Source organism: Mycobacterium sp. NGS66 (assembly GCF_059812225.1).
Map to the genome: position 1 here is coordinate 73,165 of NZ_JCALCG010000013.1, position 15,481 is coordinate 88,645.

At 67.2% G+C, this 15,481-nt stretch carries 14 protein-coding genes; 7 read left to right on the forward strand and 7 right to left on the reverse strand.

Going from position 1 to position 15,481, the window contains the following annotated elements; translation table 11 throughout:
* Window positions 1-41 precede the first annotated feature (41 nt).
* On the reverse strand, window positions 42-857 hold the full coding sequence (locus AC5Y2L_RS21490; protein WP_499931842.1) for an oxygenase MpaB family protein: 816 nt from the start codon (window positions 855-857) through the stop codon (window positions 42-44).
* Window positions 858-919: 62 nt separating this feature from the next.
* Here AC5Y2L_RS21490 and AC5Y2L_RS21495 point away from each other — a divergent pair, with 62 nt between their 5' ends.
* Window positions 920-1,879, forward strand: coding sequence for a cobalamin biosynthesis protein (locus AC5Y2L_RS21495; protein WP_499931840.1), 960 nt, complete (start codon window positions 920-922; stop codon window positions 1,877-1,879).
* Between the two features lie 98 nt (window positions 1,880-1,977).
* Here the strand turns inward: AC5Y2L_RS21495 and AC5Y2L_RS21500 are convergent, their stop codons facing one another.
* Genes AC5Y2L_RS21500 through AC5Y2L_RS21510 form a run of 3 tightly spaced genes read right to left on the reverse strand, consistent with a single transcriptional unit; the run spans window position 1,978 to window position 3,951 of the window.
* Complete coding sequence (locus tag AC5Y2L_RS21500; RefSeq protein ID WP_499931838.1) at window positions 1,978-2,805, reverse strand: SURF1 family cytochrome oxidase biogenesis protein; 828 nt, start codon at window positions 2,803-2,805, stop codon at window positions 1,978-1,980.
* Window positions 2,793-3,299 carry a low molecular weight protein-tyrosine-phosphatase gene (locus tag AC5Y2L_RS21505; RefSeq protein WP_499931836.1) on the reverse strand — a complete coding sequence of 169 codons (507 nt, stop codon included), beginning with the start codon at window positions 3,297-3,299 and terminating at the stop codon, window positions 2,793-2,795. Before AC5Y2L_RS21505 ends, AC5Y2L_RS21500 begins: the two co-directional genes overlap by 13 nt.
* A complete protein-coding gene (locus AC5Y2L_RS21510; RefSeq protein ID WP_499931833.1) occupies window positions 3,292-3,951 on the reverse strand; it encodes an HAD-IA family hydrolase in 660 nt (219 codons plus the stop codon). Before AC5Y2L_RS21510 ends, AC5Y2L_RS21505 begins: the two co-directional genes overlap by 8 nt.
* A gap of 162 nt (window positions 3,952-4,113) precedes the next feature.
* On the opposite strand from AC5Y2L_RS21510, the gene cobC reads away from it, so the two are divergent.
* From cobC to AC5Y2L_RS21530, 4 genes are read left to right on the forward strand one after another with little or no spacing between them, the layout of a single operon-like run.
* Window positions 4,114-5,133: an Rv2231c family histidinol phosphate aminotransferase CobC gene (gene cobC, locus AC5Y2L_RS21515; protein WP_499931831.1), complete on the forward strand. Its 1,020-nt coding sequence runs from the start codon at window positions 4,114-4,116 to the stop codon at window positions 5,131-5,133.
* A complete protein-coding gene (locus tag AC5Y2L_RS21520; RefSeq protein WP_499931828.1) occupies window positions 5,130-6,263 on the forward strand; it encodes a Nif3-like dinuclear metal center hexameric protein in 1,134 nt (377 codons plus the stop codon). The genes cobC and AC5Y2L_RS21520 overlap by 4 nt, the downstream gene beginning before the upstream one ends.
* Window positions 6,253-6,990 (forward strand): zinc ribbon domain-containing protein, encoded by a 738-nt coding sequence (locus tag AC5Y2L_RS21525; RefSeq protein ID WP_499931825.1) that lies wholly within the window; start codon window positions 6,253-6,255, stop codon window positions 6,988-6,990. Before AC5Y2L_RS21520 ends, AC5Y2L_RS21525 begins: the two co-directional genes overlap by 11 nt.
* The gene (locus AC5Y2L_RS21530) at window positions 6,987-8,102 is read left to right on the forward strand and encodes a bifunctional RNase H/acid phosphatase (RefSeq protein WP_499931822.1); all 1,116 of its coding nucleotides are present in this window, start codon (window positions 6,987-6,989) and stop codon (window positions 8,100-8,102) included. The genes AC5Y2L_RS21525 and AC5Y2L_RS21530 overlap by 4 nt, the downstream gene beginning before the upstream one ends.
* A gap of 118 nt (window positions 8,103-8,220) precedes the next feature.
* On the opposite strand, the gene AC5Y2L_RS21535 is transcribed toward AC5Y2L_RS21530, so the two are convergent.
* Window positions 8,221-9,288 carry an alpha/beta hydrolase gene (locus AC5Y2L_RS21535; protein ID WP_499931820.1) on the reverse strand — a complete coding sequence of 356 codons (1,068 nt, stop codon included), beginning with the start codon at window positions 9,286-9,288 and terminating at the stop codon, window positions 8,221-8,223.
* 234 nt (window positions 9,289-9,522) lie between these two features.
* Window positions 9,523-11,019 carry a flavin-containing monooxygenase gene (locus AC5Y2L_RS21540; protein ID WP_499931817.1) on the reverse strand — a complete coding sequence of 499 codons (1,497 nt, stop codon included), beginning with the start codon at window positions 11,017-11,019 and terminating at the stop codon, window positions 9,523-9,525.
* Between the two features lie 74 nt (window positions 11,020-11,093).
* Between AC5Y2L_RS21540 and AC5Y2L_RS21545 the strand changes: the two genes are divergently transcribed.
* The gene (locus tag AC5Y2L_RS21545) at window positions 11,094-11,480 is read left to right on the forward strand and encodes an Mce/MlaD family protein (RefSeq protein ID WP_499931813.1); all 387 of its coding nucleotides are present in this window, start codon (window positions 11,094-11,096) and stop codon (window positions 11,478-11,480) included.
* A 79-nt stretch (window positions 11,481-11,559) separates the two neighbouring features.
* Complete coding sequence (locus AC5Y2L_RS21550) at window positions 11,560-14,169, forward strand: flavin-containing monooxygenase (protein WP_499931810.1); 2,610 nt, start codon at window positions 11,560-11,562, stop codon at window positions 14,167-14,169.
* 17 nt (window positions 14,170-14,186) lie between these two features.
* On the opposite strand, the gene AC5Y2L_RS21555 is transcribed toward AC5Y2L_RS21550, so the two are convergent.
* Window positions 14,187-15,443 carry an HNH endonuclease signature motif containing protein gene (locus AC5Y2L_RS21555; RefSeq protein WP_499931806.1) on the reverse strand — a complete coding sequence of 419 codons (1,257 nt, stop codon included), beginning with the start codon at window positions 15,441-15,443 and terminating at the stop codon, window positions 14,187-14,189.
* Window positions 15,444-15,481 lie beyond the last annotated feature (38 nt).

Here is a 15,481-nt window from a genome sequence, read left to right on the forward strand (position 1 = left end):
CGTCGTAGATTGCACAGTTGGCGTCACCGACCAAGCCGGCGCTAGACGATCCGTCGGCCACGACGCGCGCGTGAGCGCATGTCCCAGAGGTAGAGCTGGTAGCCGAAAATCCAGGCGCGGTGCGGAATCAGCCGGTCGGCCAGCCGCAGCGCGGACAGCAGCCACTCGAAGCGGCGCTGCTGAGACTCCGACCACTCCAGCTGCATCAGCGCCCGGAACTCGGGAGCCAAGAACCCGGTCGTCGCGAACAGATTCAGCGGTCCGCCCAGCTTTCGCAGCGGCCAGGGCAGGAACGCCATCGAGGCGACTCCGTGCAAGTGGTCCCGGACCGGCGGGTCGATCTGCAGCTCGTCGAGCGAGCGCTTCCAATACTCGTCGAATGCGACCCGGTCCGGGGGCCACATGCGTTCCGGTACTTGCAGGGTGGTGCCCAGCCGCTTGGCGTCGCGATAGACGGCGTCGGCGCTGGCGTCGTCAAGCGGGCCGTGCAGGAACTCGTGCTGGTCGACGAAGTAGCGGTACAGGCACGCGGCCACCCACAGCTGCAGCTTCGGGTCAAACGCGTTGTAGGACACCGGGCTTGACGGCTTGGACCGGACCTGGCGATGGGCGACGTCCACCGCCCCGCGGATCAGCGCCCGGTCGGACTCGGTCCCGATGGTCGCCACCGCCAGATAGGTGCCGGTGGTACGGGCCCGCTTGAACGGGTGCTTGTAGACATTGCCGCTGTCGACCGGGCTCTCCAGTACGCCGTACCCGACGCCGGGCAACGACAGCTGCATGATCACGTTGGCGGCCGGCAACAGCGTCGCCGCCGGGTTCAACAGGTCGGCGACCCGGGTCGCGGGCCGCTTCATTGCGGGCTCCCGCCAGTTGACGTCATGGGTCGAGCGTAGTTGATGTATGAGACGCTGCCGGGATGCTCGCCTCGATGCGACAGCCCGTCGTCGGCGTTGTGGCCGGCTACCTGGCCGACCTTGCCCTGGGTGACCCTGCCACCGGACATCCGGTGGCGGTGTTCGGTCTCGCGGCGACTCAAGTGGAGCGGATCAGCTACCGCGACAGCAAAGCAGCCGGGGTCGCGCACGTCGGCGTGCTGGTGGGTGCGGTGGGACTGCTGGGTGTGGCGCTGCAGCGCCGTTCGACCGTCGCGGCCCCTGCGCTGGCCACCTGGGTAGCGCTGGGCGGAAAGTCATTGCTGCGCACCGGCACGGTGATGGGGGAACTGCTGGAGGATGGTGACCTCGAGGCTGCCCGACGGCTGCTGCCGTCGCTGTGCGGGCGCGACCCTGCCCGGCTGGACGGGCCCGGCCTGACCCGCGCGGCGCTGGAGTCCGTCGCCGAGAACACGTCCGACGCTCAGGTGGCGCCGCTGCTGTGGGCGGCGCTGGGCGGCGCGCCGGGCGCGCTCTGTTATCGCGCCATCAATACGCTCGACTCGATGATTGGTCACCGTTCACCGCGGTATGCGCGATTCGGTTGGGCTGCAGCAAGGTTGGACGACGCAGCCAACTATGTCGGCGCCCGGGTCACTGCGGCGCTGGTGGTGATCTGCGCGCCGGTCGTCGGGGGATCCCCGTCCGGGGCGGTGCGCGCCTGGCGGCGTGACGCGGCCCGTCATCCCAGCCCGAACGCCGGCGTCGTCGAGGCGGCCTTCGCTGGGGCACTCGGGTTGCGGCTTGGCGGGCCTACTCATTACCACCATGAGCTGCAAATCCGGCCGAGGCTGGGTGACGGGCGGGCGCCCACGGTGGTCGACCTACGCCGCGCGCTGCGGCTGTCGCAGGTGGTACAGGCGGCCGCGGCGGTGTTGGCCGCTGCGTTGGCTTACCGTCGGGGGGCCGGCCGTCGCGCGTTGAGTGTGCATCGTCGGCGTTGAAAGTGCATGTACGGCGGAAAAATCGCGGATTTCGCACCGTAGCTACACACTGAAAGCCGCAGTTACACACGGGAAGTCGTCAAAGGCCAGCCGGATACTCACCGTCGGCGGCCGTAGCGATCGGCGAGTTTCTGCTCGACGGTCATCGGAGCGTCGGGCTTCGGCGCCTGCTGCTTTTCTTGTCGGCGGACCCGCAGCTCGGAGTAGGCGAAATAGCCGAGCCCGATCGGCGCCAGGATGCCGAACGAGATCCACTGGATGCCGTAGGACAGGAACGGGCCCGCGTCCAGGTGCGGCACCCCGATCACGCCGAGGCCGCCGGGTTGATTGTCGACCAACTGCAGATACGACCCGGCCAGCGGAACTTTGGTCAAGTCGGCGATCTGTTCGGTGTTGATCGAATACACCTGCTGCACACCGTCTCTGGAGAACGGTGCTTTGTCTTTGACCAGTGGTTCGGAGTCCCGCAGCCGCGCGGTGATGCTCACCGTGCCGGTCGGCGGGCGGGGAATCGGCGGGACATGCGAGCCCTGCTCCGGACGCACGTAGCCACGGTCGACGAGAACGGTCGGTCCGTCGTCGACGGCGAAGGGCACGAGCACCTCGAATGCCTGGTCGCCCTCGACCACTCGCAGCCGGGCCAGGATCTGCAGGTCGGGCAGGTAGTGCCCCGTCGCCGTGACCCTGCGCCACTGCTGGTTCGGTGCTGACGAATCCTGCTGTGGCAGCAGGGTTTTCAGGGCTACCGGCGGGGTGTTGAGCGACGTCTCGATTTGGCGGTTCTCCCGCGATGTCCTGGTGTTCTTGCCCAGCTGCCACGGTGCGAGCACCGTGAAGCACAGATAGGTGAACGCGATGACCACCAGGATCAGCGCTATCCAGCCTGGCCGTAGCAGGAACGCCAGTCCCCGCGTCAGCTTGGGCATCTACCGTGTCCGTTCTGCGCGAGTCGCTCGTCGACCCAGGCGTGCAGACCGGGCAGGGCGGCCTCGATGACTTCGAAAACCTCCTCGAAGTCGTCGTGATCGCCGTAATAGGGATCGTCGACGTCCAGGGCAAAGGCCCCCGAGCGGGGGTCGAATGAGCGCAGCATCCGTATCCGTTCTTCGTCGACCCCGAGTTGGCGCAGCAGACGAACATGGTTGCGGCCCAAGGCCACCACCAGATCGGCGCCCAGATGGTCGTCGCCGACCTGGACGGCACGATGCTCGGTCGGATAGCCGTGGGCGTGCAGCACTCGCGCCGCCCGCACGTCGGCGCCGCTGCCGACATGCCAGTCACCGGTCCCCGCACTGGTCACCCGCACCGCGTCGGCCAGCCCGCGCTCGCTGATCTGGTGTGCGAACATCTTCTCGGCCATCGGCGATCGGCAGATGTTGCCGGTGCAGACGAAGGTGACGTGCAGCGGATGGTCAGACACCGAGCGCCCTCCGCAGATCGTCGACGGTCGCGGCGTGCGTCGCTGCGACCGATCCGTCAGCGAAGTCTGCCTGACCGTAGCCCCAGCCCACCACTACGGTGTCGATACCGTGGGCGGCCGCGCCGTGGACGTCGTGGCTGCGATCGCCGACCATGAGCACCCGTTCCGGCAGCGGCTGCAGCTGCGCCAGCGCATGCGCCAGCACCTCTTCCTTGGTCTTGCGTGACCCGTCGGGGCTGGCCCCGGCGATGACCTCGAAATGCTGGTCGAGGTCGAAGTGGGCGAGGATGCGCCGCGCCGTCGGCTCCAACTTGGAGGTGGCGACGGCCAGCCGAACGCCCGCTGCGCGCAGATCGGCCAGCAAGGTGGCGATCCCGTCGAACAGGGTGTTCATCGCCCAGCCCCGGCTGCCGTACTCGGCGCGGAAGGCTGCGATCGCGTCCTCGGCGCGCCCGTCGAGGTCCATCGCGTGGAACGTTTCGTCCATGGGCGGGCCGACGATGCGGGCGGCCAGGTCACCCTCGGGCACCGGCGCGCCGACGTGGCCAAGGGCGTGCAGGAAGCTGGCGACGATCCCCTCCGCGGAGTCGGTCAGGGTGCCGTCCAGGTCGAAGACGACCAGTTGCGGCGCGGTGGGCGTCGGGTCAGTCACGGTTCCATTGTGGGCGATCCGGCGAGGGCACCAACTCCGAGCCCGGGTAAGTGCCACCAGCGACACGTTTGTCGAGAGGCCGCGTCGGTGACGGCGCTCTCGCGGACAGATTTGGCTAGCCGACCTATAAATGCCCCGCGGCGGCGCACTAATGTTGCGGGGATGGCGAGTCTGCGCTACCACGGCGATCAGGCCGTCATGCCGGGCATGCTGGACTTCGCCGTCAACGTCCGCGATATCCAACCGCCGCAATGGCTGCTGCAACGGCTGGCGGCGCGGCTGCCGGACTTGGCGCGCTATCCCAGCGCCGGGGACGTCAGCGAGGCCTGCGACGCGGTTGCCGAGCGGCATGGCCGTTCTCGTGACGAGGTCCTGCCACTGGCCGGGGCGGCCGAAGGGTTCGCGCTGTTGCCCAACCTGGCCCCGGCGCGGGCGGCCATCATCGCGCCGTCGTTCACCGAGCCGACGCTGGCGCTGACCGCGGCGGGGATACCGGTGCACCAGGTGGTGCTGCGGCCACCGTTCCGCCTGGCCGACGCGGATGTGCCAGAAGATGCCGACCTCGTGGTGGTCGGCAATCCGACCAACCCGACCGCGGTGCTGCACACCCGCGAGCAGGTGCTCAGGCTGCGACGGCCCGGGCGCATCGTGGTGGTCGACGAGGCGTTCGCCGACTCGGTTCCCGGCGAGCCCGAATCGCTGGCCGGCGATTCGCTACCCGACGTGCTGGTGCTGCGCAGCCTGACCAAGACGTGGTCGCTGGCCGGGCTGCGGGTGGGCTACGCCCTCGGCGCGCCGCAGGTGCTTTCCCGACTGGCCGCGCGACGCGCGCACTGGCCGCTGGGCACGCTGCAACTCACGGCGATAGCGGCGTGTTCGGCCGCCGAAGCGGTCGCCCACGCCGCGAACGATGCGGTGCGACTGGCCGCGTTGCGAGACCAGATGGCGGCCGGTCTGGCATCGGTGGGTGCCGACGTGGTCGACGGCCGCGCTCCGTTCCTCCTGTTCAGCCTGCCGGGCGCCGAGACGATACGAAAAGCCCTGCATGACAAGGGTATTGCCGTCCGCCGCTGCGACACGTTCGTCGGCCTGGACGAGCGGTATCTGCGGGCGGCGGTGCGCCCGGAGTGGCCGCTGCTGGCCCGCGGCATCGAGGATGCGATCACCGGCGAGCCGCGATGAGCGTGCGGCTGGCCGAGGTCATCGACGTGCTCGACGAGGCATACCCGCCTCGGCTCGCCGAGTCGTGGGATTCGGTGGGCCTGGTGTGCGGTGACCCCGACGACGTGCTGGACTCGGTGACCGTCGCGGTGGACGCGACGGCGGCGGTGGTCGACGAAGTTCCCGCCGGCGGCCTGCTGCTGGCCCATCACCCGCTGTTGCTGCGCGGCGTCGACACCGTCGCGGCCAGCACCGCCAAGGGGGCGTTGATACACCGCCTGATCCGTTCCGGCCGTTCACTTTTCACTGCCCACACCAACGCCGACTCGGCGTCGCCCGGCGTGTCCGACGCGCTGGCGGCCGCGCTCGGCCTGACCGTCGAAGGGCCGCTGGAGCCGTCGTCGGGCGGGGACGACCTGGACAAGTGGGTCATCTACGTGCCTCGCGAGAACACCGAAGCCGTCCAGGAGGCCGTCTTCGAGGCCGGCGCCGGTCACATCGGCGACTATTCGCACTGCAGCTGGAGCGTCAGCGGCATCGGGCAGTTCCTGCCGCAGGAGGGGGCGTCGCCGGCGATCGGCAGCGTCGGCGCCGTCGAGCGGGTCGCCGAAGACCGGTTCGAAGTGGTTGCACCGGCGCGGGCGCGGGCGGCGGTCCTGTCGGCGATGCGCGCCGCGCATCCGTACGAGGAGCCGGCGTTCGACATCTACGCCCTGGTGCCGCCGCCGTCCGGCGCCGGACTTGGTCGCATCGGTACCCTCTCGCAGCCAGAACCATTGCGCGCCTTCGTGTCCCGGGTACATGCCGCGCTGCCTAAGACGTCCTGGGGAGTGCGCGCCGGGGGAGACCCCGACATGCCGGTATCTCGGGTTGCGGTGTGCGGCGGTGCCGGTGACTCGCTGCTGCGAGCCGCGGCCGGCGCCGATGTCCAGGCCTACGTCACGTCCGATCTGCGGCACCATCCGGCCGACGAGCATCTACGGTCTTCGGAGGTCGCGCTGATCGACGTCGCGCACTGGGCAAGCGAGTTCCCATGGTGCGGCCAGGCCGCCGACCTGCTGCGGCAGAAGTTCGGTGATGCACTGCCGGTGCGGGTGAGCACCATTCGCACCGACCCGTGGAACTTGAGGTGGGAAGCCGATGAAAGCTGAAGTAGCGCAGCAACGTTCGCTGTTGGAATTGACAGAGCTGGATGCTGAGCTGTCCCGCATCGAGCACCGCGCCAGCCATCTGCCGCAGCGGGAGGCGTTCGAGCGGTTGCGCGCCGAACATGCCGCAGCCAGCGATCGGCTGGGCGCCATGCGAATCGCGTTGGAGGACTTGGACGCTCAGGTGGCACGCTTCGAGGCCGAGATCGACGCGGTGCGTCAGCGCGAAGACCGGGACCGGCTGCTGCTCAAGTCCGGCGCTACGGACGCCAAGCAATTGGGGGATCTACAGCACGAGCTGGAGACCTTGCAACGCCGTCAGACCAGCCTGGAAGATTCCCTGCTGGAGGTGATGGAGCACCGCGAAGAGCTACAGGAGCAGCTGGCCGCCGAGCTGGCGGCGCTCGAGGCGCTGCAGGCCGACCTGGCCGGCGCCCAGCAGGCGCTCGACGCCGTGGTCGCCGATATCGACCAAGCCCGCCAGCAACATTCGTCGCGACGCGACCAGCTGACGGCGGCGCTGGACCCCGCCCTTTCCGCCCTTTACGAACGCCAACGTGCCCGAGGCGGACCGGGTGCCGGCCGGTTGCAGGGACATCGCTGCGGTGCGTGCCGGATCGAGATCGGCCGCGGCGAGCTGGCCCGCATCACCGCGGCCGCCGAAGACGACGTGGTTCGATGCCCGGAATGTGGCGCTATCCTGCTGCGGGTCAAGGAATTTCAGCAGTGAAGGTGGTCATCGAGGCCGACGGGGGATCGCGCGGCAACCCCGGGCCGGCGGGATACGGCGCGGTGGTACGGAGTGCGGACGGCAGCGCCGTGCTGGCCGAGACGAAAGAGGCCATCGGCCGCGCGACCAACAACGTGGCCGAATACCGCGGCCTGCTGGCGGGTTTGGGCGACGCCGTGCAGCTGGGTGCCACCGAGGCAGCGGTCTTCATGGACTCCAAACTGGTCGTGGAGCAAATGTCCGGGCGGTGGAAAGTCAAGCATCCCGAGCTGGCGGCGCTTTATGCGCAGGCGCAGGCGTTGGCATCGCGATTCGACCGGATCAGCTACACGTGGATTCCGCGGGAGCGCAACTCGCACGCCGACCGGTTGGCGAACGAGGCGATGGACGCCGCCGCAACCCTGGCCGGCGATACTGCGGTCCCGGTGGCTGAACCGGCGAGCACCGCTGCGCCGCCGGGATGGACCGGTGCTCGGGGAACACCGACCAGGTTGCTGCTGTTGCGGCATGGGCAGACCGAGCTGTCGGTGCAACGCCGCTACTCGGGACGCGGCAACCCCGCGCTCACCGAACTGGGACGGCAGCAGGCCCAGGCCGCCGCGCGCTATCTGGCGGCGCGCGGCGGCATCGCCGCGGTGATTTCCTCGCCGTTGCAACGCGCTTACGACACCGCCGCGACGGCGGCCAAGGCGCTCGGCCTGGACGTGACCGTCGACGACGATTTGATCGAGACCGACTTCGGCGCCTGGGAAGGGCTGACGTTCGCCGAGGCCGCGGAACGCGATCCGGAGCTGCATCGTCGCTGGCTGCGGGACACCAGCACGGAGCCGCCCGGCGGGGAAAGCTTCGACGCCGCGCTGGTGCGGGTGCAGCGCGCCCGCGTACGGATCATGGACGCGTACCAGGGTGCGACCGTACTGGTGGTATCACACGTCACGCCGATCAAGATGCTGCTGCGGCTCGCGCTGGACGCCGGCCCGGGCATCCTCTATCGGCTGCACCTCGACCTGGCGTCGCTCAGTATCGCCGAATTCTATTCCGACGGAGCATCATCGGTGCGGCTGGTGAACCAGACCGGTTATCTGTCGGGCGTTCCGGGCGGTCGAGTGTGAAAGCACGGCTTTGGTTGTGAAGCCACGGGTTTCAGGGTGAAGCGAGGGCGGGTTCTGGGCGATTTTCCCGCCCGGGTTTCACTTTCAACGCCAACGATTCACACCCATCGCCAACGTTTCACGCGAGGTTCTGTTTGACGAACGACGCCAGTGCGGTGGCGAGTTGAGTAGAGAACGGCAGCGGCTTGGTGTAGTTGCCCGGTATTCGGCTCGAATCCTCCTTGAGGACATGACTCACGCCGGTCAGGTGCACGTAATCGGTGCGGGCATTGGCCAGGCCGGACATCAGGTGGTCGACGTCGTCGCAGCTGACCTGGGTGTCCGCGTCACTGCAGGTGACCAGGACCGGCATGCCGCGGGGCAGCTTGGCGGCCACGTCGGCCGGATCGATCGCATCTTCCTGCTGAAGAAACCGGGCATTGACGGCGTTGATGATCGGCGTGAGGCCAGGGGGTTCGTCGGATGGGACGTTTCCGGTGGCGCGGAACTCCGCAATGGCCCGGTCGATCGCCGCTGTGCTTTCGGCGGCCTGCGCCGCGGTGAGCTGTCGGGCCTTGACAGCGGCGTCGGCCTGCGCGTGCGCCTGCAGGGATACGTGGTCGAGGATGCGACGGCTCTGCGGTTCCAGCAAACCCAGCGCCCGCACCGGCAGCGCGCCGGTGGCCAACAACAGCGCGTACAGGGCGCCCTCGCTGTGGCCGATCACCATCAGATGACCGCGGTCGACGCCGGATTGGCCGGCCAGGAACTCGAGTGCTGCTTTCGTTTCATCTTGAAACACCGCCAGATCGAGCCTTGCCGGGTCGGTCGCGTAAGGTCCGAGGCCGGTCTCGCCGGTGCCGAGCTTGTCGTACCGCAAGCTGGCGACGCCGTTGTCGGACAAGGCTTTAGCGACGTTGCGCAGACTGTCGATTCGGCCGGGCATGATCGCTGAGTCCCCGTTGCGATCCGTCGGCCCGCTACCGGCGATCAGCAGACCGCCGGGCACCGGGCGGCCCTGGCCGGTCGGGTGACGGAACGTGCCGTAAACCGTCATTTCGCCCACCCGGAAGCTGATCGCGTCCTCCACCCAGGACGGTGGCGCCGCGGATCCGGTCCCCGACGGAGACGTCGTGCGGTGCGAGGCGCATGCCCCGATTCCGGCCGCGACCAGCACCGCGCTGGCTAACCCGAACAGGCGCCTCATCGAGACCCGGTGAACTGGTCCGGTGGCTCGATGACGTGGTCGTCGACCGAGACGACGTGCTGGCGCTGCCGAGGATCGGGATCCGGCAGCAGCGCCATACCTGTTGACTATGGTCAGTTTTTGGCCGGTGTCAACGCCGTGGTTCTGCGGTCACAGGCGTCACATCAGCACCGCCGGGGGTGACATCTGATTGCGGAATCCGATACCGCCGGCGATAGCACGCATTGACGGGATTCACCCACTAACCGAGCGCGTCGCCTCAATCTCTCGCACTTGACCGTCATGGGCGCGGCCGAACACCATCGAGTCGTCGACGCGATCGAAGGGCCGAATGAGCGCGTCGCTCAAGAAGTTGTGGCTGACCTTCCACGGCCTGCGGGTCCCGGATTTGGGATGTACATGCCGGCCACGCTGCACGTAACCCGACTCCAGGTGGAATGTCGGCTGCTCGGGCATCTCCGTTTCACCCAGGTGCGGGTATGCGTGGGTGTAACCGTGAGAGTTCATGTACTGCAACAGTTTTGCGACAGACTGCGCTGTCAGGTCGGCGCCCAGCGTCCACGATGCATTGATGTAGCCGAAGCTCCAGGCCATATTAGGAACGCCGGAGAACATGTGCCGCTTGTATAGGAAGTGCTCGTGGGGGTCGATCTTCTTGCCGTCGACGCTGACGGCGATGCCCCCTAGCGCCTGCAATTGCAGCCCCGTCGCAGCGATAATCACGTCGGCGTCGATACGCCGGCCAGAGTTCAGTGCGATACCGGTGACATCGACGTGGTCGATGTGGTCGGTGACCATTTCGACGCTGCCGTCACCGATCGCCTTGTACAAATCGGCGTCCACGATGAAGCACAGGCGCTGATCCCACGGGTCGTATGGCGGCGCAAAGTGGGTGTCGATCGGAAAGTTCTCGGGCAGATTGCGCTCCGCGATCCGACGCAGCAGCCGTTTACTGAACTTCGGGGCCTTCCGCGCGACGACCCACATGAGCTGAGCGACAAACGCGTTGCGCCAGCGGACGATCCAGTGAGCGAGCCGCAGCGGCAACGCTTTCCGTATTGCATTGGCCGTCGGCTCCACCTTCGGCGCAGACATCATGTAGGACGGCGTGCGCTGCAGCATCGTCACGTGCGCCGCTTTTTTGGCCAACGTCGGGATGAGGCTGACCGCCGTCGCGCCGCTGCCGATGACCACGATCCGCTTTCCCGTGTAGTCGAATGATTCCGGCCAGTGCTGCGGATGTATCACGTTCCCGGCGAAGTCCTCGATTCCCGGAAACGTCGGGTAATAGGGATTGTCGTAGTCGTAGTAGCCAGTCCCGAAGAACAGGAACCGGCACCGGTAGGTCTTCTCGGCGCCGTCCTGCCGGGTGTGAACTGTCCAGGTGTCGGTATCGGAATCCCAGTCTGCGGACCGCACGTAGGTGTTGAGTCGAATGTGCTTGTCGATGTGATGCTTGCGCGCGGTCTCGTCCAGGTACTGCCAGATCTGATCACCCTCGACGATCATCTCGTCTCGGGTCCACGGCTCCCACGGAAAGCACAGAGTGTAGATATCGCTGTCGGAACGGACGCCCGGATAGCGGAACAGGTCCCACGTCCCGCCAAGTCGCCCGCGGCGTTCCAGCACCGCATAGCTCAGCCACGGGTTGCGCTCATGGATGCGGTAAGCGGCGCCGATGCCCGAAAACCCGGCGCCGACGATCAGTACGTCGAAGTACTCGGCCCGCATGTCACCACGATAGCCACGGTCAGCGCGAATACCCTCATGACCCACGGCCACATGAAATGGGCGGAGGCGATGTCATGACGACTGGTGCAATACCGGCACGGCTTGTCGCGATCGTGGTGCTGGTCGCCCTCGGCGTTGGTGCGTGCCACCGCAATTTCATCGACACCACGCCGGTGACCGTGGTGTCGTCGCAGGCCGGTCTGGTGATGAACAAGAACGCCCCGGTGACGTTGCTGGGGTCCGAAGCCGGCAAGCCTGTCGAGGTGGGCAAGGTCGTCTCCGTCGAGGCGGTGTCCGAACGGCAGACCGGCCTGCACCTGGAGATCGAAACGTCCCAGGTGCACCTCATTCCGAGCAATGTGCTGGCAAAGATAACGGCCCCGACGGCCGTGCAGCTGATCGTTCCCGCGATGCCGTCACCACAGCGCCTGCGCGCCGGCCAGCTGATCCAGGCCCAATGATCGGCGTATTGCCGGGTCCATGGCAATCGAGTATTGCCGTACTCAGGACAACCGCCCGGCGCAGCGCGATGATCGATTGATGAGCGATCCCGCCAGTACAGACAGGTCGACGCCGGACGTCGACGTCATCGTCGTAGGCGCCGGCATTGCCGGTCTGTATCTTGCCTACCGCCTCGGCAGAGCCGGATACCGCCTGCGTGTATTCGAGGCGGGCGACGACCTTGGCGGTACCTGGTACTGGAACCGGTATCCCGGTGCCCGGGTCGACGTGCCCAGCGTGGACTACATGTACAGCTTCGATCCGGACTGGCGCCGGGACTGGCAATGGACGGAGAAGTACGCCACCCAGCCCGAGATCCTCCGCTACCTGAACCATGTCGCCGACAAGCACGACCTGCGGCGCCACATCACCTTCTCGACGCGAGTCCAGGGTGCAGCCTGGGACGACGATGCGTCGAGGTGGCGGGTGTGCACCGACCGCGGCGACGACGTCACCGCCCGTTTCGTCGTGATGGCCACCGGCTGTCTGTCCATGCCCAAGCCCGCCGAGGTCGACGGACTCGAGCGGTTCACCGGTGATGTTTACTTCACCAGCCGGTGGCCACGGGAACCGGTCGACTTCACCGGCAAGCGGGTAGCGGTCATCGGTACGGGATCTTCTGGGGTGCAATCGATTCCGATGATTGCGCGGGAAGCGGGAGAGCTGGTGGTATTTCAGCGTACTCCGAATTTCTCCATCCCGGCGCGCAATGGTCCGTTGTCGCCCGAGAAGCTCGCGCAGCTGGCGAACGAGGCGGAATACCGTGCGGCGGCCCGGGTTTCGTTCGGCGGTATCGCGAATATGGCCCGCAGCATCATCCCGACTTTCAGCGTCTCGGAGACCGAGCGACAAGCCCGCTATGAGCGCGCCTGGGAGAGCGGCTTATTGTTTGAGACGCTGACCGTTTTCTCCGACGTGGGGACCAATCCAGCGGCCAACCATGAGTTCGCCGAGTTCGTCCGCAACAAGATTCGGTCCATCGTCCACGACCCGCAGACCGCGGCCGATCTGTGTCCCACTGATCACCCCATCGGAACGAAAAGGCCTTGCCTGGACACGGATTACTACGCCACCTACAACCTGCCGCACGTGCGCCTGGTCAACGTCCGGAAACATCCGATCCGACAAGTCACCGAAACGGGTATCGACACCGTCGACGAGTCGTTCACCTTCGACGCAATCGTGTTCGCCACCGGTTTCGACGCGGTGACCGGCGCAATCACCGCTGTCGACATCAGGGGCCGAAACAGCTTGGCGCTCAAGGAGAAATGGGCGGAGGGCCCGCGGACCTATCTCGGGTTGACAACGGCCGGATTTCCCAACCTGTTTCTCATCACCGGTCCCGGCAGTCCCTCGGTACTGTCGAACATGGCCGTGTCGATCGAACAACACGCGGACTGGGTGCTCGACTGCCTCGATCACCTGAAAGCCTCGGGTTTCGATGTCATCGAGCCCACCGAAATGGCCGAGGCCGGATGGACGCAACACGTCAACGACTGCGCCGACATCACCCTGTACCCGACCGCGAACTCGTGGTACATGGGCGCCAATGTGCCAGGCAAGCCACGGTATTTCCTGCCCTACTGTGCCGGCCTCGACTTCTACCAGCTCAGTTGTCAGGAGGTGGTCGCGCGCGACTATCTGGGCTTCACGCTGTCCGGACCCGGCGGCTCACAATGCAACGACGGAGTGGTGCGCCGGTTGCAACCCGACGTCGAGATGTTCCTCAACGAGGTGGCTGCGATGAATCTGCCGCCAATGGAATCGATGTCGGTGGCGGAGGCCCGCGCCCAATACAACCAGATGGCAACGGTTCGCCCGCCGGGGCCGGAGGTCGGCGAGATCTTCGACGGCCTATTGCCCGGCGCCGCAGGCGATTTGGCATACCGGCTCTATCGGCCGTCGACTCCGGGCCCGCATCCGATCGTCGTGTACTTCCATGCCGGCGGCTACGTTCTGGGCGACGCCATCTCGGATGACCCGCTGTGCCGCGACCTTTGCGTGCGCAGCGACGCGGTGGTCGTCTCGGCGGACTACCGCCACGCGCCCGAGCACCGGTTCCCGGCGGCGGTAGGTGACGCCATGGCGGCGGTGCAGTGGGTTGCCGACAATGCCGACGCGCTGGGCGGCAGGCCGGGACAACTCGCGGTGTGTGGCTGGAGTGCCGGCGGTGGGCTCGCGGCGGTGGTATGCCAGCTGGCGCGAGACCTGGGTGGGCCGAACATCGTCGGGCAGGCGTTGTTGACGCCGACGACGTCCGGCGACACGACGAGTGCATCCTTCATCGAGAATGCGGACGGTTACGGCCTGACCACGCCGATGATGCGGTGGTTCTACGACCACTACGTCGATGCGGCGGATCGGGCCGATCCACGTGTCGCACCCTTGCGTGCTGTTGATCTATCGGGGCTGCCGCCGGCGATCGTGGTGACCGCCGAGTTCGACCCGCTGCGCGACGACGGCGAGGCATACGCCGCTGCGCTCGATGCTGCCGGGGTCCCGACGGAGCACGTCCGCGCGCGTGGCCACATCCATCAGTCGATAGGGATGGTCGACGTGATCATCTCGGGTGCGCCGGTCCGGGCGCGGATGGCGGATGCGCTGCGCGGGTTTTTCGTGACCGTGCGCACACCCGAGCCCGCCGCCTAAGGAGTTCTAGGCCCGGCCTAGTTGTTGGCCGGTGGTGGTGGTTGGTATGGGTCGTACCACCACCAGTCGGCGCGTTCGCCGGTGGGTCCGGGACACGGTGGGACGTTGGGCGGGGGTTGGGTGGGTGGTCGGGCTAGTGAGGCGTTGGTCAGGGTTCGGCCGTCGCTGTCGGTGACGACCAGAGCGTCGGCGGGTCCGGTGATGGTGATCAGGCCGCGGTGGTGTAGCCGATGGTGGTACGGGCAGACCAGGATGAGGTTGTCCAGGTCGGTTTTCCCGCCGTCTTCCCAATGCCGGATGTGGTGGGCGTGCAGCCCGCGGGTGGCTCCGCAGCCGGGAACCGCGCAGCTGGGATGGCGGTGCTCGAGCGCGCGGCGCAGCCGCCGGTTGATCTGGCGGGTGCTGCGCCCGGCGCCGATGACGTGTCCGTCGCGTTCGAACCACACCTCGGCGGTGGCATCGCAGGTCAGATAGTGGCGATCGGCGTCGGAAAGCAGCGGACCTAGATGCAGCGCGGCGAGTCGCTCTTTGACGTCCAGATGCACCACCACGGTGGTGTGCTGGCCATGGGGGCGACGCGCCGCCTCGGTGTCCCACCCGGCCTCGACCAGACTCATGAACGCATCGGCGGTGGTCGGCAACGGCGGCCGCTGATCCGATTCGCCGCGGGGCTGAGCCTCGCCGTGGTCGCGTTTCCACTGCGCTATGAGCGCATCCCGATGCGAGGCCAGGGCCGCGTCGAATTTCGCGGCATCGAGGGGCGGAAGTTTGATCCGCCACGATGTGGACCGCTCATCGCCGGTCTTGACGATCGAGCGTTCCGGCTCGTCGGGGCGCGGCTCGGGCGCGGGTCGCGGTGCCAACTTCAGCGCGGTGCGCAACTGGCTGACCGTGGCCACCGCGGCCAGCTGGGCATAGTGCTCATCGGATCCCTCGGCGGCGCGCTGCGCGATCAGCCCGACCTGATCCAGCGACAGCCGACCCTCGACCAGGCCCGCCACGCAGCGCGGAAACTCCTCCAGCCGATCGGCCACCGCGGCGATGGTGTGGGCGTTGGCCAACGACACCCCGGTCTTCCAGGCCACCAACGCCGGCACCGACCGCACCCCGGTCGACCCCCACAACTGCTCGCGATCCACCTGCGCGATGATCTGCACAATGCGCCCATCAATCGCATTGCGCTGACCGGTCAACTCCGCCAGCTCCTCAAACAACGCATCAAGCCGCTCACCAGGAAGCAATTTCGCGGCGCCAGCCGAAGCGGTCGAAGACATACCCGCATCATGACAGTTGGGTACGACAAATCCGGGCT

What these genes read in the sequence shown, in the direction of transcription:
- AC5Y2L_RS21490 (WP_499931842.1), bottom strand. Translation starts at nt 857, where the DNA reads ATGAAGCGGCCCGCGACCCGGGTCGCCGACCTGTTGAACCCGGCGGCG.
- AC5Y2L_RS21495 (WP_499931840.1), top strand. Translation starts at nt 920, where the DNA reads ATGCTCGCCTCGATGCGACAGCCCGTCGTCGGCGTTGTGGCCGGCTAC.
- AC5Y2L_RS21500 (WP_499931838.1), bottom strand. Translation starts at nt 2,805, where the DNA reads ATGCCCAAGCTGACGCGGGGACTGGCGTTCCTGCTACGGCCAGGCTGG.
- cobC (WP_499931831.1), top strand. Translation starts at nt 4,114, where the DNA reads ATGGCGAGTCTGCGCTACCACGGCGATCAGGCCGTCATGCCGGGCATG.
- AC5Y2L_RS21520 (WP_499931828.1), top strand. Translation starts at nt 5,130, where the DNA reads ATGAGCGTGCGGCTGGCCGAGGTCATCGACGTGCTCGACGAGGCATAC.
- AC5Y2L_RS21525 (WP_499931825.1), top strand. Translation starts at nt 6,253, where the DNA reads ATGAAAGCTGAAGTAGCGCAGCAACGTTCGCTGTTGGAATTGACAGAG.
- AC5Y2L_RS21535 (WP_499931820.1), bottom strand. Translation starts at nt 9,288, where the DNA reads ATGAGGCGCCTGTTCGGGTTAGCCAGCGCGGTGCTGGTCGCGGCCGGA.
- AC5Y2L_RS21540 (WP_499931817.1), bottom strand. Translation starts at nt 11,019, where the DNA reads ATGCGGGCCGAGTACTTCGACGTACTGATCGTCGGCGCCGGGTTTTCG.
- AC5Y2L_RS21545 (WP_499931813.1), top strand. Translation starts at nt 11,094, where the DNA reads ATGACGACTGGTGCAATACCGGCACGGCTTGTCGCGATCGTGGTGCTG.
- AC5Y2L_RS21550 (WP_499931810.1), top strand. Translation starts at nt 11,560, where the DNA reads ATGAGCGATCCCGCCAGTACAGACAGGTCGACGCCGGACGTCGACGTC.
- AC5Y2L_RS21555 (WP_499931806.1), bottom strand. Translation starts at nt 15,443, where the DNA reads ATGTCTTCGACCGCTTCGGCTGGCGCCGCGAAATTGCTTCCTGGTGAG.